This is a genomic window from Caulobacter segnis (assembly GCF_029543125.1).
GTDB lineage: Bacteria > Pseudomonadota > Alphaproteobacteria > Caulobacterales > Caulobacteraceae > Caulobacter > Caulobacter segnis_D.
On sequence record NZ_JARQWW010000001.1, the window covers coordinates 317,327 to 337,718 of the forward strand.

Sequence of the window (20,392 nt, forward strand, 5' to 3'; positions counted from 1 at the left end):
ATGTCAGCGGCGAAAGGGCGCGAAGTCGTGCTGCGGAAGCCGCTCCGTCTTGCGCATGGGCCGGTAGCGTGTAAGAGACGCCGACGCAATAAGGGGGCGCTTTTGCGCCGTGATGATGATCGCGCTCTGCGCGGTTCTGCGAGAGGCTGAGTTAGGCGGGCATGAGCGATTTGACGTTCAACAAGATCGCGGGCGCGGTTCTGGCGACCGGTCTGGCTATCTTCCTTCTGCGCGAGGCGTCGGACGTGGTGTTCCACAAGGAGCATCCCGAGAAGGCCGGTTACGCCATCGCCGTTCAGGAAGAGACCGAAGGCGGCGCGGCCGAGGCCGAAGTCGCTCCGGACTGGGGCACGGTGCTCCCGGCGGCCAATATCGAGGCGGGCAAGGCGATCACCGCCAAGTGCGCCTCGTGCCACACCTTCGAGCAAGGCGGCGCCAACGGCACGGGTCCGAATCTGTTCGGCACCCTGGGCAAGAAGCCCGGCACCCACGGCGGCTTCGCCTATTCGAGCGCCATGGTCGACTACGGCAACGCCAACCCGGTTTGGGACTACGACAAGATCGACGCCTTCCTGAAGGCGCCGCAGAAGGACATCGCAGGCACGAAGATGACCTTCGTCGGCCTGAAGAAGCAGGAAGACCGCATCGCGGTCATCGCCTACCTGCACAGCTTGGGTTCGACCCTGCCGATCCCGGCGCCGAAGCCGGCCGCTGCGGCGGAAGCTCCGGCCGCCGACGCGGCTCCGGCCGAAGGCGCGGCTCCCCCGGCAGGCGAGGCTCCGACCACGGAAGCCACGCCGACCGCGCCGGCCACGGCCGCCAACCCGCACTAAGGCCCAGGCCGAAGTCGAAAATGTTTGAAGGCCGCGGGTCCGCAAGACCCGCGGCCTTTTTCTCATTCAGGCTCACCCAACATTTTTACCCGGACATATTGATTCTGAAATTTTACCCGGATAGAAGCGCGGCCAATCGGAGACCCGCATGCAGCCGCCCACCCCCAAGCCGCTCTGGCGGATGTTCCTGACGTTCCTTTGGCCGATGATGCTCAGCAACGTGCTGCAGGCGCTGTCCGGCACGCTGAACAACATCTTCCTGGGGCACATGATTGGTGTGAAGGCCCTGGCCTCCGCGTCCGTGGTCTTTCCGGTGGTCTTCTTCTGCATCGCCACGGTGATGGGCCTGGCCAGCGGCGCCACCGTGCTGATCGGTCAGGCGTTCGGCGCGCGTGACGAAGAACGCCTGAAGTCCGTGGCCGCCGTCGCGGTCGGGGCCACGGCGATCACCGGCGTGGCCATGGCCCTCGGGGGCCTCATCCTGGCGCCGGCGATGATGCGCGTGCTCGGCGCGCCGACCGACATCTACGCCGACGCCGTCGCCTATACGCGGGCCATCGCCTTCGCCATGCCGGCCTTGGTCGTGTTCCTGCTCTACACCGCCATGCTGCGGGGCGTGGGCGACACGCGGACGCCGCTGTGGGCCCTGGCCGTCTCCACCCTGGTCGGGCTGGTGGTGACTCCGCTGCTGATCAAGGGGTGGCTGGGCCTGCCGCCGCTGGGCCCTGCCAGCGCCGCCTGGGCCTCGGCCGTGTCCAGCGTGGCGGGCATGTCCTGGCTGGGCTGGACGCTGCATCGGCGCGGCCACGTCCTCGCCCCAAACAAGGCCTTCCTGGCGCACATGCGCATGGACCCGGCGATCCTGAAGCTGGTCCTGATCATCGGCGTCCCCGCCGCCCTGCAGATGGTGGCCATGTCCCTGGCCGAGATCGTCCTGCTGGGGCTGGTCAACAGCTTCGGCTCGGACGCCACGGCCGCCTATGGCGCGGTGAACCAAGTGATGGCCTATGTGCAGTTCCCGGCCCTCTCCATCGCCATCACCGCCTCGATCCTCGGCGCCCAGGCGATCGGGGCCGGGCATGCCGAGCGCCTGCGGCCCATCGTGCGCACGGCGATGATGATGAACCTGATCATCACCGGCGGCGGCGTGCTGCTCTGCTACATCTTCGCCGAACCTATCGTGCGGGCCTTCATCAGCCGGGGCGAGGTGGTGGAGCTGACCCAGACCCTGCTGCACATCGTCCTGTGGAGCTGCGTGGTCATGGGCATGGGCTCGATCCTGTCGGCGATCATGCGCGCCAGCGGCGAGGTCTGGGTTCCGACCCTGATCAGCATCGCGATCATCTTGGTTGTCGAGGCGCCGACCGGCTGGATTCTGAGTCATCGCTTCGGGGTGACCGGCGTGTGGTGGGCCTGGCCCGCCGCCTTCACGATGATCCTTCTGGCGCAGACGGCCTATTACAAGCTCGTCTGGAGCAAGAAGACCATCACACGGCTGATCTAGCTCAGGGCGCCAGATTGACGAGCACGAGGATGGGCCGTTGGTGCGACCACTGAGGCCGGTCGTGCGGCGGGGCCGGCGGCTGAGTGAGCCAGGCCGTGAAGAGGCTGGCCAAGGCTAGGCCAGCGACCAGGGCCGGGCCGACGGCGGCGGCCTTAGGGCCGGCGACCATCTGGGTGACGCGCACCTCCAGCGGATGCGGCGCGGGCGCCGGCCAGGCGCAGCCCAGCGGCGGCGGGGCGGGTGAAAGCTGGGTCTTCAAGAGCGCCTCGGCGTAGGCGCGGCGCTGGCGCGGATAGCGGGCCATCACCGCCGCGTCGCAGGCCAGCTCCTGGTCCAGGCGCATCAGGCGCACGGCCATGAACACCAGGGGATTGAACCAGGACAGGCACTGAAGGACGGCAGCGAGCGCCACGGCGCGGTGATCGCCTCGCGCCAGGTGCGCCTGCTCATGGGCGCGGACCAGGCGACGCTCCTCGGCGCCGTAGCGCGCCTCGTCAGCGGGCATGATGATCTTGGGAGACAGCAGCCCGACCACCGCCGGCCCGGCTCGGCCCGCCTTCGCGGCCCTCAGAAACCGCAGTTGCATGACGCCGAACATCGCGGCCACGATCAGCGCTCCCGCCAGCCAGACAACCGTCAGGCCTGGCGCCAGCCCGGCCCCTTCCAGAAGACCCGGCAGGTCGGCGAGGAAACCACGCTCCCCCTGTGGTGCGGCGGTGAGCGGCGGCAACAGCGCGCCGAGCATGGCCAGCGGCGGGGTGAGCCAGAGACCGTAAAGCGTCTGCGGCGCCAGCCGGCCGCGCGCCAGCGGCCGGATCGCCAACACCAGCAGAACGGCGACGGATCCCGCCAGGTTGGCGCGGATCAGGGCGGCCAGCAGCTCAGCCATCATCCTCCAACTCCGCGATCAGGCGCTTGAGGCGGGCGATCTCGTCCGGCGACAGGTCCCGGTGCTTGGCGAAGTGCGCCACCAGAGGCGACAGCTCGCCCCCGAAAAGCCGGTCGAGCAGACCCTGGCTCTCGACCGTCAGATAGTCGGTGCGGCTGACCAGGGGCCGATAGCGCACGCGCCCGTCCGCACGCTCGGACACCAGGGCATTCTTCTTGAGCAGGCGGTTGATCAGCGTCTTCACCGTCGCCTCGCCCCAATTCTGGGACTCGCCGGTTTCGCGCACGAGCTCTTCAGCGGTCGAGGGACCGTTCGTCCAGAGCGCCTCCATGATGCAGCTCTCGGCCGCGGAGATCTTGATCATGCGAGGAGCTTACGCCCCTGCGCGCCGATGTACAGCCGTAAACCTAAGGCCGCTTCGCCAGCCAGATCATGTGCTTGGCGCCGCGCCCCGTGCGGCTGGCGCGCACGCGGGCTTCCTCGACCTGAAAGCCGGCGCGCTTCAAGCGGCGGGTGAAGGCGTCGTCGGGCGCCGAGGACCAGACCGCCAGGACGCCGCCGGGCCGCAGAGCCGCCCGCGCAGCATCGAGACCCGCAGGGCTGTAAAGGCCGTCATTGGCCGCGCGGGTCAGGCCGTCGGGCCCATTGTCCACGTCCAGGAGGATGGCGTCCCAGGCGCCCTGCCCGCCCCGGATCAGGTCACGGACATCGCCCACATGGATGCTGACGCGCGGATCGTCGAGGCAGCCGTCGAACACGCCGGCGAGCGGCCCACGCGCCCAGGCGACAACCTCGGGCACAAGCTCGGCTACGGTGATCCTGGCGTCCGCGCCCCAGGCCGCCAGCGCCGCGCGCAGCGTGAAGCCCATGCCGAGCCCGCCGATCATCACGGTCGGTTTCGCGCGGTCAGCCAGGCGTTCGTGAACGAGGGTGGCGAGCGCCTCCTCCGACCCGCTGAGGCGACTGTTCATCAGCTCGATGGCGCCGGCCATGATCGAGAATTCATGGCCCCGCTGCATGAGGCGCAGCTCACCGCCCTGGTCAGGGACGACGGCGGTGTCGAGGTGCTTCCACGGGATCATGGGCGACCCATAGCGGAGGCTTCGCGCGAGGCCTAGACGGGGTGCGTTTTTAACAAAATGGGCACTGGCGAAGACGGTAATCCGCCATATATGCAGTTACAGTTCGCGTAGAAGGAACGCCTCTCTCATGACCCAAGCCCGCACCGTCGCCGTCATCGTCGGCAGCCTCCGCAAGGCGTCGCTGAGCCGCAAGATCGCCCACACCCTGGCCGCACTCGCGCCCGACAACCTGACCCTCAAGATCGTCGAGATCGGCGACCTGCCCCACTACAATCAGGACCTGGAAGAGGAAGGCCCTCTTCCCGCTGCCTGGACTGAATTCCGCCAGCAGATCGCCGCCGCCGACGCGGTGCTGTTCGTGACGCCGGAGTTCAACCGCTCCGTCCCCGGGGCGCTGAAGAACGCGATCGACGTGGGCTCACGCCCCTATGGCAAGAGCGCCTTCAGCGGCAAGCCGGCCGCCATCGTCAGCCAGTCGCCGGGCGCCCTGGCGGCCTTCGGCGCCAACCATCACCTGCGTCAGTCCCTTGTGTTCCTGAATATGCCGGTCCTGCAGCAGCCCGAAGCCTATGTGGGCGGCTCCGCCACCCTGTTCGACGAGAGCGGCGAACTGGTGAAGGACGACACCCGCGCCTTCTTCACCAGCTTCATGGCCGCCTTCGCCGCCTGGATCGAGAAGACGGCTTAAGGCCTGCGGAACGCCGTCGGCGGGCCATAGATCGCGCCAATGCGTGAAAGCGCATCGGCCAGCGGCTCGATGGTCACGTCCATGAAGTGGGCGTTGGCGTGGATGATGCGGGTCTCGTCCAGCATCATCACCACGTGGCCCTTCCAGAAGACGAGGTCGCCGCGGCGCAGTTGGTCCTGGGTGATCGGCTCGCCAAGGCCCGCCGCCTGCATGTCGGTGTCGCGCGGACAGCTGCGGCCGCAGGCGTAGAGCGCCTGCTGCACCAGACCCGAGCAATCGAGCCCCAGGCTTTCGCGGCCGCCCCACTGATACGGCGCGCCGATGAAGCGCTCGGCCACGGCCGCCGGATCGCTGTCGAACTCGCCCAGCGGCGCAAGGTGCGCCTCCACGAACCAGCCCGCGTCGGCCGCCCTGGCGAAGCGGCCCTCCCGCGCCTCAATGGTCACGAGAGCGTTGAGAGAGAACAGCCCCAGAGGCTTGCTCTTGATGTCTGGCTTGCTGAACGCATAGGTTCGGATGGCTGAGACGCGATGGGTCGCCGGCTCTCCGACCGGCCCCAGCGCCGCGCTCTCCACGAACCCTACATAGCCGTCGCGCGCCGCCTGGCCCCAGCAGAAGCCGCCGGCCTCCTCCAGCACATCGAAGGCCTCGCCGAACAGAAGCTGGTCCCACTGCTCGGCGTCGTTGGCCGGCGCCTTGCGCAGGGCGGCGGAGGCCTTGGTCACCACCATGCGGCGCGGCTCGGCGAACAGGTCGGCGCGCACCAGGCCTTCCAGGCCGATGGCGGCGAGGTCGGAGCGGGCCAGGGTCAGGCGCGGATCGAAGGTCATGCGTAACGCCCCTTGAGAACGGCGTAGAGGGCGCGGACCGCCTGGGCGGCGGCGCCCGACGGATGGCCCGGCCGCGCCTTCGGATTCCAGGCGAAGATGTCGAAGTGGACCCAGCTTCCCTCCGCCGGGGCGAAGCGCTGCAGGAACAGGGCCGCGGTCACCGAGCCCGCCTGAGCCCAGGCGTCGGGGTCGTTCTTCAGGTCGGCGATGTCGCCGTCCAGGGCGTCCTCGTAGCCGGCCCACAGAGGCATGCGCCACAGCGGATCATCCACGGCCCTGGCGGCGGCGGCGAGGTCACCCGCCAGATCATCATCGGCCGTGTAGAACGGGATCACCTGCGGCCCCAGGGCCACGCGCGCGGCGCCGGTCAGGGTGGCCATGTCGATGGTCAGAACGGGCGACAGCTCCTCCGCCCGGGTCAGGGCGTCGGCCAGGATCAGGCGTCCTTCCGCGTCGGTGTTGCCGACCTCCACCGTCAGGCCCTTGCGGGTCTGCAGCACGTCGCCGGGGCGCATGGCGTCGCCGCTGATGGCGTTCTCCACCACCGGCAGCAGGACGTGCAGCCGCACCTTCAGGCCCGCCGCCATGACCATGCGGCCCAGCGCCAGGGCGTGGGCGGCGCCGCCCATGTCCTTCTTCATCAGGCGCATGCCGCCAGACGGCTTGATGTCGAGGCCGCCAGTGTCGAACACCACGCCCTTGCCGACGATGGCGACCACGGGATGCTTTGGATCGCCCCAGGCCAGCTCGATCATGCGGGGGGCGCGGTCGGGATGGGCCGCGCGGCCGACCGCATGGACCGCCGGATAGTTCTGGGCCAGCAGGTCGTCGCCGACCACCACGGTGAACTGCGCGCCGTGCTTCTCGGCGATCTCGCGGGCGATGGTCTCGATCTGCAGCGGGCCCATGTCGTTGGCCGGCGTGTTGACCATGTCGCGGGCCAGGGCGCAGGCGTGCGCCACGGCATGTAGCTCATCCAGATCAACGCCCTCCGTCACCAGCCGGGGGCCGGCTTCGCGCGCTTTGCGATAACGGTCGAAGCGGTAGGTCCCCAAGGCGAAGGCCAGGGCCGCCTGCGGATGATCCAGGTCCGTCGGCGCCGTCTCCACACGATAGTCGCCGGCAGGCAGAGCGGCGCCGAGAGCGCGGAAGCTCGATGCGCCGCCAGTCTCGCCGAGACCCAGCAGGGCGATGGCCAGGGCGCCGTCCTGCCCCGGCACGGTCAGGACCTGTCCGGCCTTGGCCTTGAACTCCTTCAGGGCGGCGTAGCCTGCCACGAAGGGCGGCGCGCCTTTCAGGAAGCTCTCAAGCTGCGCGGGGCGCAGGGCGTGGACCGGGAGGACGGTCCCTTCGGCGGCGGCGATCAGGCTTTCAGACATGCGGCTCACACCACGGATTTATGCTTAACGCGTCGTTGAAGCCGGGCGCGCGAGGAACGAACAAGATGTGTCGCGGGAACTTCCGCCGCAACCATCCGCGACCGGACGTGAAATCGCCATGGTGCTGTTATTTCAACGGCGACGCTGAACGAAGCTTCACCGCAGGAATTGTGTCCGTCAGCGGCCAGGGGATCATCAGGTTGAAACAACCCTGAAATCCCGTTGCAACGTCAGCCCCGCATCAGGAAGCCGATCAGGCTCGCCTGGCTTTCTCCCCGCGCTCCCGGGCGCACGCACCAACGCTCCAAGGAGCATCGAAACTTGTCTCGTACTCGTCAGCGCCTCGTCACCGGCGCTTCCGTCCTGACCCTGCTCAGCCTCACCAGCCCCGCCTGGGCGCAGACGGCTGAACCCGCCCCACCCGCGCAATCGGCGGCCGCGGCGCAGGCCGCCCCTGACGAGTACGCCGACGAGACCGAAGTCGAAGCCCTGGTGGTCACCTCCAGCCGCAAGGAGCCCGGCGCGGTGGTCGGCGACATCCCGCCCGAGCTGCAGCTCACCCCGCGCGACATCCGCGCCTATGGGGTCAGCAACGTCTCCGAGCTGATCACCGCCCTGTCGCCCCAGACCACCAGCGGGCGCGGCAGCGGCCGGCCGATCATCCTGGTCAACGGCCAGCGCATCGCCAGCTTCCAGGAAATCCGCGATTTCCCCACCGAAGCCATCATGCGGGTCGATATCCTGCCGGAAGAGGTGTCGCTGAAGTACGGCTATCGGGCCGACCAGCGGGTCATCAACATGGTTCTGCGCAACCGCTTCCGTGCGCTCACCGTCGAGGGCGCGGTGAAGACCCCGACCCAGGGCGAAGGCGAGGTGTTTGAAGCCAAGGCCAACCGCCTGCAGATCCAGCGCGAGCGGCGTCTGATGGTGGACGCCAAGGTGTCCAAGACCAACGACATCCTCGAAAGCGACCGCGACATCGCCAACACCGAAGGCGACGCGAACTACCGCACCCTGCAGCCCGATTCCGAGAGCGTGACCCTGACCGCCGTGCTGGCGCGCCCGCTGAAGGAGGGCCTGTCCGCCAGCCTGAACGGCTCGCTCGACGCCAGCCGCAATGTCAGCCTGCTGGGCCTGGCGGACGGCGGCAACCTGAACCCGGTCGATCCTTTCGCCTTGGCCGATCCCCGCGCTCTTCGCAGGACGGCGGACGGCTTCGCAGCCCATGCCGGCGGCTCGCTCACCGGAGCCTACAAGGGCTGGATGTGGTCGCTGACCGGCAACGCCGACCACAACGACAATCTCAACAAGACCGACCGCGAAGTGGCCGGCGTCAGCTATCGCGACAAGTCCCGCTCGGTGACCCTGTCGGCCGACGCGGAGCTGACGGCCAACGGCGTCTTGATGGACCTGGACGCCGGGGCGGTGTCGACCACCCTGAAGGCCGGGCTCGCCACCTCGAACGTCGAGACGCGCGCGCTGCGCGCCGGCGTGCTGTCCACCGGCGACCTCGGTCGCGACACGGGCAGCTTCCAGGCCAATATCGATGTGCCCCTGGCCAGCCGGAACAAGGAGGTCCGCGCGGCCCTCGGCGACCTGTCGGCCAACTTCAACTTCGCCGCCGACGAGTTGTCAGACTTCGGCACCCTGACCGCCATCGGCTACGGCCTGAACTGGTCGCCCATCAAGCCCCTGCGGGTGATTGCCTCGGTCACCGACGAAGAGAACGCACCGTCGATTGAACAGTTGGGCGCGCCCGTCCTGGTCACCCCCGGCGCGCGGGTCTTCGACTTCGTGCGGGGCGAGACGGTGGAAGTCACGCGGATCGAGGGCGGCGCCCCCGGTCTCGACGCCGCCAACCGCAACATCATCAAGCTCGGCCTCACCCTGAAGCCTTTCACCGAGACCGATCTGACGATCAACGCCAACTGGGTGCGGACCGAGACCAAGGACCTGGTGGCGTCCTTCCCGTCAGCCAGCAACCAGATCGAGGCCGCCTTCCCCGAGCGCTTCATCCGTGACGCCGAAGGCCGGCTGCTGCAGATCGACAGCCGCCCGATCAACTTCGACCGGCGCGAGACCGAGGAGCTCCGCTGGGGCTTCACCTGGCGCAAGGCCCTGACCAACAACAACGCCGCCAACGCAGCGGGCGGAGCCAATCGCGGCCAGGGCGCCGGACAGCGCCAGGGCGGCGACCAACCACCGCAGCCCCCGCAGGATGGACCGCGTCCCGAAGGCGGCGGACCTCGCTTTGGTCCAGGCGGCGGCTTCGGCGGCCCTGGCGGCTTCGGCCCGCGCGGCGGCGGCGGCAACCTGCAGCTCGGCGTGTTCCACACCCTGCGCCTGCAGGACGAGATCTTCATCCGCCCCGGCGCCCCGACGCTCGATCTGCTGGATGGGGACGCCCTGGGCAACAGCGGCGGCCAGCCGCGTCACCAGATCGACCTGCAGGCCAACGCCTCGCGCAATGGCCTGGGCGTGGCGATGAACGCCCGCTGGCAGAGCGGCACGACGGTGGAGGGTTCGCGCCTCGGCGACCTGGAGTTCGAGGACCTGACGACGTTCAACGTGCGCGTCTTCGCGGACCTCGGGGCCCAGCCGTGGGCGCGTCAGAACCCCTGGCTGCGCGGCGCGCGCGTGTCGCTGTCGGTGGACAACGTCTTCGACGCCCGCCAGCAGGTGCAGACCGCCAGCGGCGAGACGCCGATCAACTTCCAGCCGGACTATCAGGATCCCCTGGGCCGTCAGGTGCGCATCAGCTTCCGCAAGCTGTTCTTCACCCCGCCGCCGCCGGCTCCGCGCCTGCCGGGCGCCACGGGCCAGCAGCGTATGCCGAGGCCCTAGGCCTGCCAGGGAAGATGATCGAGATCGACATTGCCGCCGGTGAGGATGACGCCGGCGGAGGCCCCCTGCAGGTTCAGCTTGCGCTCCAGCAGGGCCGCGACCGGCACGGCGCTGCTCGGCTCGATGACGATCTTCAGCACTTCCCAGACCAGACGCATGGCGTCCTTGATGCCGTCCTCGCTGACCGTGACGAAATCGTCGAGCAGGGCGTTCAGGATCACGAACCCGCGCTGGCCCAGGGTCGTGCGCAGACCGTCGGCGATGGTGTTCGCCGGGTCGCCGACCGTCCATTCCCTGGCCGTCCAGGAGCGCCAGGCGTCGTCGGCCTGAGCCGGCTCGGTGGCGACGATGCGGATCGAAGGCTTGACCGCCCGGGCGGTGATCGCTGTGCCGGACATCAGGCCGCCCCCGCCCACGGGCGCGGTGATGACATCCAGATCGGGGCATTCCGCCAGCAGCTCCAGAGCCGCCGTCCCCTGCCCGGCGATCACGCGGGAGTCGTCATAGGGATGAACCAGCTCGGCGCCGGTCTCATCCATGATCTTGCCACACGCGGCCTCGCGCGCGGCCACGGTCGGCTCGCAGAAGACGATCTGGCCGCCGAGACGCTTCACCGACTCCACCTTCGCCTTAGGAGCATTGCTGGGCATGACGATGTGGGCGGCGATCCCGCGATTGCGCGCCGCCAGGGCCAGAGCCGCGGCGTGGTTGCCGGAGGAGTGGGTCACCACGCCCTTGGCCGCCTCGGCGTCGCTGAGCGAGAAAACCGCGTTGTGCGCCCCGCGCGCCTTGAAGGCGCCGATGCGCTGGAGGTTCTCGCACTTGAAGAACACCCGCCCGCCCAGAATCTCGTCCAGCCGATGCGAATGCAGGACCGGCGTGCGATGGACGAAGGGCGCGATGCGGTCGGCCGCCGCGCGGATATCGTCGAACGAGACGGGAAGGTCGGTCATGCAGCGGCCCTAAACAGAGTGATGCATCTTGCTAGCCTTGGCCGCGCCGGTCGTCTCCTCAGATTTTGCGCACAACGGCGCCGTGCAGGCGCACAGCCCCCTACCCCAACCGGCGTTTTGCTGGTTCGATAACAGCCCCAGATGCAGAAGGACTTTCCCCCGATGATCCGAGCCGCCTCTTTCGCTCTCGCCGCCGCCATCCTCGTCGCGACGCCGGCCCTGGCCGCGCCTGACAAGAACCCGGCCGCCGCCCCCACCGGCGACTACAAGCTCGACGCCCGCCACGCCGCCCTGATCGCGCGCGTCGGCCATATGGGCGGCGTGTCCAAGAGCGTCTTCCGCTTCGACAAGCTGGAAGGGACCCTGAAGTGGAACGCCCAGGACCCGACCAAGTCGGCCCTGTCGGTGACGATCGATCCGAAGTCCATCACCACCAACGTCGCCGGCTTCGCCGAGGAGCTGAGCGGCGAGAAGTTCATGAAGACGGCCCAGTTCCCGACCATCACCTTCGTCTCCAAGTCGATCACCATGGACGACGCCGACGAAGGCAAGGTGACTGGCGACCTGACCTTCATGGGCGTGACCAAGCCGGTGACGCTGGATGTGGACTTCGGCGGTTCGGTGCAGTCGCGCGGCGCGGCCAAACTGGGCTTCGAGGCCGAAACCACCATCAAGCGCAGCGACTTTGGCTTCACCGCCCTGCAAGGGCCGATCGGCGACGAGGTCGAGATTCAAATCGACATCGAGTTCGATCAGATCAAGCCGGCGGCCTGATCATCGCCGCTTGAGCAAGGACGCCAGGAAGGCGGGCTTCTGGGCCGGCGGGGGTTCTCGCCGGCTCAGGGTCCAGGCCAGTTGCTCGATGCCTCGCGCCGCCTTCGAGTCCGGCGCGATCTGGCTGACCATCCGGCTGTGATTGGCCGCGTCACCGAACAGGCGCGGCTCGAACGGCAGGACCAGCGAGGCTTTCACGCCCAGGGCCTCGCAGAAGTCCTTGACCGGTATCTCCGGCCGCCCCGGGACACCCACCTGATTGAGCACCAAGCGCGGCTGCATGGCGCGGGGGCGTGACTGCCGCAGCAGGTCCAGCAGGTTCTTGGCGTTGCGCAGGGCGGTGAGATCGGGGGTCGCCACCAGCACCACCTCGTCCGCCCCGATCAGGGCCTGACGCTTCCAGGCGCTCCAGGCCGTCGGCATGTCGAGCACGATAGTCGAGGCGGCGGTCTTCACCTTGTCCAGGACAGCGCTAAAAGCGTCGGCCGCGATCTCGTAGTCCTGATCCAGGCGAGCGGGCGCGCCGAACAGGGACAGCCGCTCTGAGCACTTCACCAGCATCTGGTCGAGCGTGTCGGCGTCGAGCTTGTCCGGCGACGACAGCGCGTCCGCCACGCTCTTGAGCGGATCCTTGTCGAAGTCCAGGCCAGCGGTGCCGAAGGCCAGGTCGAAGTCCGCCAGCAGGGCGTCCGACTGCAGGCGTTCAGCCAGCACGTAGGCGAAGTTGTGCGCCAGGGTGGAGGCGCCAACCCCGCCGCGAGCCCCGATGAAAGCGATCTGACGGCCAGCCTTGGCCAGAGCGCGGTCGAGGCGCAGGTCGGCGATCGCGTCCGCGAGCGCGGCCTCTTCGGCGATGCTGGGCAGATAGTCATCCGCGCCGGCGCGCTTCAGTTGACGGAACAGGCCGATGTCATTGGCCTCGCCGAGCACGATCAGCTTCACGGCTGAACCGCACAGGCGGCGCAGCTCCTCGACCATCGACAGAAGGCGTGCGGGCGCCTCGCTGCTTTCGACCAGGATGAGCGGCGGCGGCGGATGAACGGCGTAGTGCTCCAGCGCGGCCGCCAGACCACCTATCCGGACATCGGCGGCCAGTCCGTTCAGACGCCGATCCGCCGTCGCCGCTTCGATCAGGCCGCCCGTGCGCGGCAACAGATAGAAGGCGTGGATCGCCGCCTTGGCGGGCGGCGCCAGCTCCACCGGCGCGGCCATGACCTGCTCTACATCGGCGATGAGGTCGCCGACGGGATTGGCCGAGTCATAGGGGTCGAAATCATCGTCCCAGGCGCTTTCCGCCGCTTCCGCCGGAGGCGCGTCGAACGCCCAGTCCGCATCCGCTTCAGCAGTCCATTGACCGAGGTCTTCATCCCGCTCGGCGGCAGGGAAGTCCGCGAAGGGCTCCTCCGCTTGCGGCGCTTCGACCGGCTCCGCGGCTTGCACCTGCGGGTCCGGCGACGGCTTGTGGTCGAAAGCGTCGTCCCACGGCGCGGCGGGCGGCGGCGTGAACTCGTCGTCGAACAGATTGGAGTCGGCCGAGCGCGACGTCATCGGAGTATGAAGCTCGCCCCTTGCGCGATCCGCCGGCCCGCCCCGACGGTTCCAGCGCATTCCGCCGGATAGCTCGAACACTTTGGCCATTATGATTAACGACCTCTGAACGGCGCCGCGCCAAGCCTTGCGCGAAACGTCGCATCCGTCAGCTCGCGGGCACGACGCGGCCCTTTCGGTCGCTGCTCCAGCCCGCCCGCCAGCCTTCTGGGCAATCCCCGATCAGGCGATAGCGGCGCGTCTGCTCGCGCACGATCTCGCCGCCGTCGAGGCTGCGCATCCGCATATAGACCGAGAAATCCTTGTCCCGATCTCCGGCCGTGAAATTCTCCACCAGCATAGGGCGGTTGTCGGCGATGCAGCGGATCTTCACGCGGTTGGGCAGGAACTCCGGCTGATCATTGAGGGCGCAGGCCTTGCCTTCGTGCATCGGAACCATGCGCTCGAAGCCCTCTTTCATCTCGGCGCTGGCGCACAGAGTGACCTTGGCGGCCTCCTCCCCGTTCTTCATCACGGCGACGGACCAAAGCCTGGGCGGATTTTGCGCGTCGGCGTCGCGGCTCAGCCGCTCGATGGCGGTCTCCTGGCGGCAACCGCCAAGCAGGGCGAACGCGCAGGACGCCAGGACCCAAAGCCGCGACATGATCTCTCCCGCCAAGCCACGAACGCAGCCTGGCGGAATTGATTACATCTGTAAAATAGAAATCAGCCTTCGACCTCTTCCTCGTGCTCCGTGATGGAGCCCTCGACGAACAGGTACTCGCGAAGCTGGGCGTCGAATTCGGCGTCGTTGCGACGGATCCATTCCAGAGCCATGGCCGCGTGCTCGATCTCCTCCCGCGCATTGTGCAGGAGGATCTTCTTCAGCTCTTCATCGTCGGTGTCGTCCGCACGCTGGCGGTACCAGTCGACCGCCTCCAGCTCCTCCATGAGGGAGGCGATGGCGTAATGCAGGTGCAGGGTCTTCTTCTGCAGGCTCTCGCGCGGCACGTGCAGGTCGGTGGAATTGTCAGGCATCGGGGTCTCCGTCTTGGACCACCACAACGCCCGACACGCCTCACGGCTCCGCTTGGACAAGTTCGGATCGACATTCCAGAGGGGACAGGCGGCGAATTATCCGCCCCCATCTTTCCTCCCGTACTCTTCATCCGTTCCCATCACGGGAAGGGCGCGCGGCCAGCGCTGTGTCGTGGAGGGGATGCGGTCGAGCGGGAAGCGCGACCGTCGGTGGTGAGAACGCGGGAGCAATCCCTGTCCGGACACTGCTCTTGCCCCAAAGCGGCAAGACATCGGCGGCGCGCAACAGGCGTGAGGGGGTTACTCACGCGGTCCGGGGCTGGGAACGCTGATCCCACCCGCCCGTCGGAGGCTTCGTCGGCTAAGCGCTAAGAGCGCTGCCTACCGACAGCTCCCGGATAATGACCGTGCGAGCGGAACGACCTGCGTCGAACCCGGCACTCCAAAAACTTCACCGCCTGACAAAGGTCAGGCCGCTCCGCCGCCCTTCCAACCTTGCGGGTTCTCGCCCGTGGGGGTGTTTCCGCGCGCCTCCCTCTCCCTTGATGGGAGAGGGATCGAGGGTGAGGGTGATTGCTGAAGCTCAGCCACACAGAACCCAACCGTCGCATCACCCCCATCCCTGCCCTTCCCCCATTGAGGGGGAAGGGAAAGACAAGAGCCCATCACGCGAAGCTCAAACCCCGACGCACCTACGGCTGCAGACGATACCCGCGGCCCCGTCACCAGAATCCGAGCCGCGTCCGGATCCCCGCCGCACGGACGAGGAGGTGGAGTAAAAAGACCGAATATCGATCCGGACTAGTCCTCTTCGCGGATCGCCCGTGCGCCGACCTTGGCGACACGCAAGGCGTTGGTGCCGCCCGCGGTGCCGAAGGGCACGCCGGCGACCACGACGATCTCATCATGCAGGGCCGCCAGGCCTTGGCGGCGGGCGGTTTCGCAAGCCTGCACCACCGCGTCGGTCATGCGCTCGACCGGCGGCACATCCACCGCCTCGACACCCCAGGCCAGGGCCAGACGGCGGCCGGTGTTGATCACCGGCGAGACGGCGACCACAGGACGCAACGGACGCTCACGCGAGATGCGCAGGGCCGAGCCGCCGGTCTGGGTGTAGGCGACGATGGCGGCGGCCTCGATGGCCTCGGCCACCTGGCGGGCGGCGGCCGCGATGGCGTCGCTGGAGCTGCGCTCGGGCTTGGAGCGGCGGCGGTCGGTCAGGGTCCGCCACCCTTCGTCACGCTCCACGCGCGCCAGGATGCGGCTCATGACGCTGACGGCTTCGATGGGGAACTGACCTGCGGCGGTCTCGGCTGAAAGCATCACGGCGTCCGTGCCGTCGAATACGGCGCCAGCCACGTCGGAGGCCTCGGCGCGGGTCGGGGTCGGGGCGGAGATCATGCTCTCCAGCATCTGGGTCGCGACGATCACCGGCTTGCCCAGGCGGGTGGACACCGAGACGATGCGCTTCTGGGCCAGCGGCACTTCTTCCGGCGGCAACTCCACGCCCAGATCGCCGCGGGCGACCATGACGCCGTCCGACAGTTCGACGATGGCCTCCAGGTCAGCGAGGGCCTGCGGCTTTTCGATCTTGGAGACGATCCAGGCGCGGTCGCCGATGATCTCGCGCGCCTCGATCACGTCGCGCGCGCTCTGCACGAAGGACAGGCCCACGAAATCGACGCCGGCCTCCAGGGCGAAGGCCAGGTCGGCGCGGTCCTTCTGGGTCAGGGCGGCGATGTCGAGGGCCACGTCAGGCACGTTGACGCCCTTGCGATCCGAAAGGCGGCCGCCGACGATCACCTCGGTCTGCAGGTGATCGGGAGCCACGCGGGTGACCCGCAGCTGGACCTTGCCGTCATCCAACAGCAGACGCATGCCGATCTGTGCGGCGGAGATGATCTCCGGGTGGGGCAGGTTCACCCGGTCGAGGTTGCCCGGCGTCGGGTCGAAGTCGAGGCGGAACGGGCGGCCGTTGGCCAGGACCACATGCCCTGCCTGGAAGCGCCCGATGCGCAGCTTCGGGCCCTGGATGTCGGCCAGCACGCCGATGGGGCGGCGATAACGCGCCTCCAGCGCCCGGATGGTCTCAAGCCGCGCGGCGTGGTCTGCGTGGTCGCCGTGGCTGAAGTTCAGGCGGAAGACGTCGACGCCCGCCTTGAACAAGCTCTCGATCACCTTCGGATCGGCGCTGGCCGGGCCCAATGTGGCGACGATCTTGGTCCGGCGGTCGCGGGAGATGCGGGGCGAGCGGACGGATCGAGTCATGAGGCTCTTCGGCTTTCAGAAGGTGGGAGGCCCGGTTGATCGACCAGCCGTCACGCTACGTCAAGCACGACAAGATGACAGCCCAATCCTGTTGCAGCGCAACATGTTGCGTCAAAGCGCGGCTGCGATCGCGCCGAAAAGCCGGTGAGCCGGGAGCGATGCGCCATCGAGGCGTGAGATCGCGCGCAGACCGATCAAACTATTTGTGATGAAAGCCCCATCGCAGCCGCGCAAAGCCTCCGGCGTGAAACGCCCCTCGACCACCTCTGTCCCGATCCGTCCGGCCTGCTCGATGACCCGCGCCCGGGTTGTGCCGGCAAGCACGCCGCACTCCAGGGCCGGGGTGACCAGCTTGCCGCCGATGATCCAGAAGATGTTCGCCGCCGAGGCGCAGGCCGGCTCACCGCGATTGTTCAGCATCAACGCCTCGTCGCCGCCGGCGGCCAGGGCCTCCCGACGTGCAAGGACGTTGTCGAGATAGGCGAGGGACTTCAGGCGGGAGGCCGGCGAGCCTTCGTTCCGGCGCACATGGCTGGTGACCAGCTTGGCCGGCGCCAGCACCGCGTCCGGCGCGGAGGCGACAGTGACGAAGACTCGCGCCGTGATCGCCGCCGGACGCTCCAGCCCCCGCCCGCCCGAGCCCGCGGTGAGCGTGAGGCGCACAGCCGCCCGCCCCTTGTTCAGAAGCGCCGTCGCCAAGGCGTTGGTGCAGGCCACCCGGGTCTGGAACTCGTCGGGAAGCGGCAAGCCCAGGGTGGCGCAGCCCGCAGACAATCGGGCCCAGTGCGCGGCCCAGTGCTCCATCCGTCCATCGACGGCGAGCATCGTCTCGAAAAGACCGTCGCCGAGCAGAAGCCCCCGGTCGTCGACGGGGATCATGCGGACGTCTCCGTGAGGGCCCGGCGCAGGGCGCTGATCTTGTCTTCGGTCTCCTGCCGCTCCGCAGCGGGATCGCTGTCGGCCACGATGCCAGCGCCCGCCCGCGCCTCGAAACGCCAGCCGGCGTCATCCTCGACGAAGGCCAGGGTGCGGATCAGCACGCTGGAATCCAGCGCCCCGTCGAAGCCGGCCCAGAACATCGAGCCGCAATAGGGCCCGCGCGGCGCTTCCAGTCCCGAGATCACCCTCATGGCCTGCACCTTAGGCGCACCGGTGATCGACCCCGGCGGGAAGGCGGCGCGCAGCAGGTCTATGGCGGTCAGGCCCTGCGCCAAGCGGCCCGTCACGGTGGAGACCAGATGATGGACGTTGGCGAAGCTCTCGATGCGGAACAGCTCCGGCGCCGCGACCGCGCCCGGCGCGCAGACCCGCGCCAGATCGTTGCGCATCAGGTCGACGATCATCAGGTTTTCGGCGCGGTCCTTGGCGCTGCCGCGCAGGTCCTCGATCAGCGCCTCATCCTCATCCGGCGTGCGGCCGCGCGGACGGGTGCCCTTGATAGGCCGCGTCTCGACGCGATAGCCGCCGGCGCTGGAGGCCAGGAAGCGTTCCGGCGAGTTGGACACCACAGCCGCCCCCGGCAAGCGCAGATAGGCCGCGAACGGCGCGGGGCTGTCACTCGACAGCCGGCGGATGACGTCGAACGGCCGGACCCTGGCCGCCAGACGCCCGCTCCAGCCGCGTGCGATATTCGCCTGAAAGAGCTCGCCCTCGACGATACGGCCGACCACCTCCGCCACCGCATGCTCGTAGGCCTGCGGCGCCTGCAAGGGTGTGAAATCCTCGGCCAAGGCGCCCGTGACCGGCGCATGCTCCACACCGTTCAGCCAGTCGCCGGCCTGTTGGGCGCAGGCCTCCGCGCGGGCGGCGTTCTCGCCCCGCCCCACCGCCAGCACACGTTTGGCGGCGTGATCGAAAGCCAGAAACGCCGGATAGCGGCCGACAGACAGATCCGGCCAGTGGCGATCCCGAGGCAGATCTACCGGCTCGAAACGCGCACCCAGCTCATAGGCGGCGAGTCCCGCCACCCCGCCCTGGAACGGCGGCCCGGACGGATCGTGCGGCAACGCCTCGCCAAGCAGATTCCGCAGGATGGCGGCGGCATCCCCTTCGTCCCCGGCGTGGAGGACGGCGGTGCGATCCGGCTGACGCAGGACATAGGACCACCGGCCATGCGCGCCGCCGCCGCCCGACAGCAGTCCCATGGCGAACGGCTCCTCGGCGAAGGCGCACAGCACAGCCGCCGGCTCGCGCCAGGGGAACGCCAGGATCGAAATGGCCTGCATCGCGCCTTCCCTTAAGGTTACCGACCGGGCCGCGCACAAAGCTTCGCCTTGGACGGCAAGGCAAGAGCCCTCTTTTGACTCTCATCACGTTTCACGCGTCGCGCCGCTCCAGCGGGCCGCCGCCGCGTATGAAGGCGGTGCCCGCCAGTCCGGCGAGCAGTAACAGCGCGATAGGCATGAATCCCGCGCGCTGGCTGTCGAAAGCCGCCGTGGCGAACTTCACCAGCATGGAGCCCAACCACATGGTGACCGTGCCGGACAAGGCGTAGAGACCGAAAAAGGCCGCCGCCCGCTCCGGCGGCGCCAAGCGGACCATCAGGGTCCGGCTGGAGGCGTAGGAGCCGGTGACGAAAACCGCCACGCCGCAGCCCAGGGCGAGATAAATCACCTCCGGCAGAGTCCGGAACATCGGACCATTCCAAAGGGCCGGCGAAGCCGTGTCGAACGGCAGGACGAACAGCAGGCGGTCCCGCGCCATGCCGAGCTGCGCGGTCAGGCAAATCACCGCGCCTAGGATCTCAACCTGCACCGCCCGCTTGGGCCCGAAAAGAGTGTCGAACCATCCGGCCAGGATGCCCCCCGCCGCGCCGAAGAGGCTGAGGCAGATGCCGAAAGCCAGCATCTCCAACACGCCCCACCGCATGACGCCCGCCGCATAGACGCCGCCGAACAGCAGCAAGGCGGTCATGCCGTCGGTATAGATCATGCGCGCGGCCAGGAAGACGGCGGCGTCGCGATGCGCGCGCAGTCCCCGCACCGTGGCGATCACCTCACGCAAGCTGCTGCGCAGCGCCCGCAATGGATGAACATCCGTGGCCGCCACGTCGCGCGTAAAGAAGAATAGGGGCAGCGAGGCGAGCGCCATGAACGCAGCCACGAGCGGTCCCACGATGCGATCCGGCTCGTGCGCTCCGGGATCGAGACCGAACAGCGGCGCCGCCGGAATGAAGCTCCAGTCCACGCGCCCCGGCAGAGCGAAGGCCCACAGCACGAAGAGCAACATGGCCACCGAGCAGGCGCTGCCCAGCGCCAGGGCGAGACCGGAGGCGTGCGCCGCCTGCCGCGGACCAGCAGCCTGACCGAGCAGGGCGTTGTGCAGCACCTCGTTCCAGGCGAACAGGACACCCACGGCGATGAGGATCATCGCCACGCCGGCGATCGGCAGAGCTGAACCGTCCGGCGCGGCGAACCACAGACAGGCGATCAGCGGAACCATCAGTCCGACCATCAGCGCCAGCAGCGGCTTTCGCGCACCAGATCGGTCGACGGCCGCGCCGAGCAGCGGCCCCGTGATTGCGGCGATCAGGCCGTAGGTCATCCCGATATCGGCGACCATCGCCTGCCCCCGCACCGGATCGCCGACCATGACGTTCGCGAAGTATGGGCTGAAAATGTAGATGGTGACGAGGATCACATACGGATCCCGCGCGCCCTGGAACAGGGCCCAGCTCAAGGCTCCGCGCGACAGTCCTCGGCCATCCACGGTCGATCCCGCCGCCAACGCGGCGCGGCTGTCGCTCATCGTTCCCTCTCCCCTTGCGCTCCGTCTACGTGCGGA

Annotated in this window: 18 protein-coding genes; 5 read left to right on the plus strand and 13 right to left on the minus strand. The window is 68.4% G+C overall.

The annotated features are described in order from the left end of the window. Positions 1 to 161 precede the first annotated feature (161 nt). Positions 162 to 833, plus strand: a complete 672-nt coding sequence (locus P7B02_RS01600; protein WP_277784549.1) for a c-type cytochrome — start codon at positions 162 to 164, stop codon at positions 831 to 833. Between the two features lie 148 nt (positions 834 to 981). Beyond that, complete coding sequence (locus P7B02_RS01605; protein WP_277784550.1) at positions 982 to 2,337, plus strand: MATE family efflux transporter; 1,356 nt, start codon at positions 982 to 984, stop codon at positions 2,335 to 2,337. Between the two features lies 1 nt (position 2,338). Here the strand turns inward: P7B02_RS01605 and P7B02_RS01610 are convergent, their stop codons facing one another. From P7B02_RS01610 to P7B02_RS01620, 3 genes are read right to left on the minus strand one after another with little or no spacing between them, the layout of a single operon-like run. Beyond that, positions 2,339 to 3,226, minus strand: coding sequence for a M56 family metallopeptidase (locus P7B02_RS01610; RefSeq protein WP_277784551.1), 888 nt, complete (start codon positions 3,224 to 3,226; stop codon positions 2,339 to 2,341). Next, positions 3,219 to 3,587, minus strand: a complete 369-nt coding sequence (locus P7B02_RS01615; protein WP_277785159.1) for a BlaI/MecI/CopY family transcriptional regulator — start codon at positions 3,585 to 3,587, stop codon at positions 3,219 to 3,221. The genes P7B02_RS01610 and P7B02_RS01615 overlap by 8 nt, the downstream gene beginning before the upstream one ends. Positions 3,588 to 3,633: 46 nt before the next feature. After that, a complete protein-coding gene (locus P7B02_RS01620) occupies positions 3,634 to 4,308 on the minus strand; it encodes a spermidine synthase (RefSeq protein WP_277784552.1) in 675 nt (224 codons plus the stop codon). 127 nt (positions 4,309 to 4,435) lie between these two features. Between P7B02_RS01620 and P7B02_RS01625 the strand changes: the two genes are divergently transcribed. Next, a complete protein-coding gene (locus tag P7B02_RS01625) occupies positions 4,436 to 4,996 on the plus strand; it encodes an NADPH-dependent FMN reductase (RefSeq protein WP_277784553.1) in 561 nt (186 codons plus the stop codon). Here the strand turns inward: P7B02_RS01625 and P7B02_RS01630 are convergent. Both P7B02_RS01630 and P7B02_RS01635 read right to left on the minus strand, forming a co-directional pair. Then, on the minus strand, positions 4,993 to 5,826 hold the full coding sequence (locus tag P7B02_RS01630; RefSeq protein ID WP_277784554.1) for an NlpC/P60 family protein: 834 nt from the start codon (positions 5,824 to 5,826) through the stop codon (positions 4,993 to 4,995). The genes P7B02_RS01625 and P7B02_RS01630 overlap by 4 nt on opposite strands. Then, positions 5,823 to 7,205 carry a leucyl aminopeptidase family protein gene (locus tag P7B02_RS01635; RefSeq protein WP_277784555.1) on the minus strand — a complete coding sequence of 461 codons (1,383 nt, stop codon included), beginning with the start codon at positions 7,203 to 7,205 and terminating at the stop codon, positions 5,823 to 5,825. The genes P7B02_RS01630 and P7B02_RS01635 overlap by 4 nt, the downstream gene beginning before the upstream one ends. A 321-nt stretch (positions 7,206 to 7,526) precedes the next feature. Here P7B02_RS01635 and P7B02_RS01640 point away from each other — a divergent pair, with 321 nt between their 5' ends. Next, positions 7,527 to 10,049 (plus strand): TonB-dependent receptor, encoded by a 2,523-nt coding sequence (locus tag P7B02_RS01640; RefSeq protein WP_277784556.1) that lies wholly within the window; start codon positions 7,527 to 7,529, stop codon positions 10,047 to 10,049. On the opposite strand, the gene P7B02_RS01645 is transcribed toward P7B02_RS01640, so the two are convergent. After that, positions 10,046 to 11,002 (minus strand): pyridoxal-phosphate dependent enzyme, encoded by a 957-nt coding sequence (locus P7B02_RS01645; protein WP_277784557.1) that lies wholly within the window; start codon positions 11,000 to 11,002, stop codon positions 10,046 to 10,048. The genes P7B02_RS01640 and P7B02_RS01645 overlap by 4 nt on opposite strands. 162 nt (positions 11,003 to 11,164) lie before the next feature. On the opposite strand from P7B02_RS01645, the gene P7B02_RS01650 reads away from it, so the two are divergent. Then, positions 11,165 to 11,776, plus strand: a complete 612-nt coding sequence (locus tag P7B02_RS01650; protein ID WP_277784558.1) for a YceI family protein — start codon at positions 11,165 to 11,167, stop codon at positions 11,774 to 11,776. Here P7B02_RS01650 and P7B02_RS01655 read toward each other — a convergent pair whose 3' ends face one another. The 7 genes from P7B02_RS01655 to P7B02_RS01685 all read right to left on the minus strand — a co-directional run bounded on the left by P7B02_RS01655 (position 11,777) and on the right by P7B02_RS01685 (position 20,356). Further along, positions 11,777 to 13,324 (minus strand): AAA family ATPase, encoded by a 1,548-nt coding sequence (locus P7B02_RS01655; RefSeq protein WP_277784559.1) that lies wholly within the window; start codon positions 13,322 to 13,324, stop codon positions 11,777 to 11,779. 148 nt (positions 13,325 to 13,472) lie between these two features. Further along, on the minus strand, positions 13,473 to 13,967 hold the full coding sequence (locus tag P7B02_RS01660; protein WP_277784560.1) for a hypothetical protein: 495 nt from the start codon (positions 13,965 to 13,967) through the stop codon (positions 13,473 to 13,475). Positions 13,968 to 14,029: 62 nt separating this feature from the next. Then, on the minus strand, positions 14,030 to 14,341 hold the full coding sequence (locus P7B02_RS01665; RefSeq protein ID WP_277784561.1) for a ferritin: 312 nt from the start codon (positions 14,339 to 14,341) through the stop codon (positions 14,030 to 14,032). Positions 14,342 to 15,142: 801 nt separating this feature from the next. Continuing rightward, complete coding sequence (pyk, locus tag P7B02_RS01670; protein WP_277784562.1) at positions 15,143 to 16,609, minus strand: pyruvate kinase; 1,467 nt, start codon at positions 16,607 to 16,609, stop codon at positions 15,143 to 15,145. A gap of 111 nt (positions 16,610 to 16,720) precedes the next feature. Beyond that, on the minus strand, positions 16,721 to 17,488 hold the full coding sequence (locus P7B02_RS01675; RefSeq protein WP_277784563.1) for an aminotransferase class IV: 768 nt from the start codon (positions 17,486 to 17,488) through the stop codon (positions 16,721 to 16,723). Continuing rightward, entirely contained in the window at positions 17,485 to 18,834 is a 1,350-nt protein-coding gene (locus P7B02_RS01680) for an anthranilate synthase component I family protein (RefSeq protein ID WP_277784564.1), read from the minus strand. Before P7B02_RS01680 ends, P7B02_RS01675 begins: the two co-directional genes overlap by 4 nt. 91 nt (positions 18,835 to 18,925) lie before the next feature. Beyond that, the gene (locus P7B02_RS01685) at positions 18,926 to 20,356 is read right to left on the minus strand and encodes an MFS transporter (protein ID WP_277784565.1); all 1,431 of its coding nucleotides are present in this window, start codon (positions 20,354 to 20,356) and stop codon (positions 18,926 to 18,928) included. Positions 20,357 to 20,392 lie beyond the last annotated feature (36 nt).